We start from the raw sequence: 307 nt of genomic DNA, 5'->3' as shown, positions 1-307 counted from the left end.
CCTACTATGTTGATGTAATCATCGGATTCAAACACATCCGGCTTGCTTCCCATCCGGGGCGGCTCTTCCTGGAGCGGCTCCTCTGGTGCTCCTTCCTCTGGCTCTTCCTGGGTAGCAAACTCACACGCAATCTGCTGGGTATACTTATCTGCCACCTGTGGTTTCTCCTTCCGGAAAGCCGCTTCCTGCTCTTCTGTCTCTTCCAGCCACCTCTCCAGACGTTCCTCCAACTTTGCCGGGTTGCTGGGATACTTCCCGTTTAAGTACTGGCTCAGCATGGAGCGGGAACACCTCATCCCCTCCTTAT

1 pseudogene is annotated in these 307 nt (G+C 54.7%); it reads right to left on the bottom strand.

The window, feature by feature from the left end:
* A pseudogene (locus LI015_RS28120) lies at positions 1–296 on the bottom strand (AAA family ATPase); the annotation flags it as partial.
* Between the last annotated feature and the right edge of the window lie 11 nt (positions 297–307).

Source organism: Enterocloster sp. 210928-DFI.2.20, assembly GCF_020554465.1.
In the GTDB taxonomy this organism is placed as follows: Bacteria; Bacillota; Clostridia; order Lachnospirales; family Lachnospiraceae; genus Enterocloster; species Enterocloster bolteae.
The sequence above is the reverse complement of the archived record's forward strand: the minus strand, read 5'-3'. Positions and strand labels throughout refer to the sequence as shown.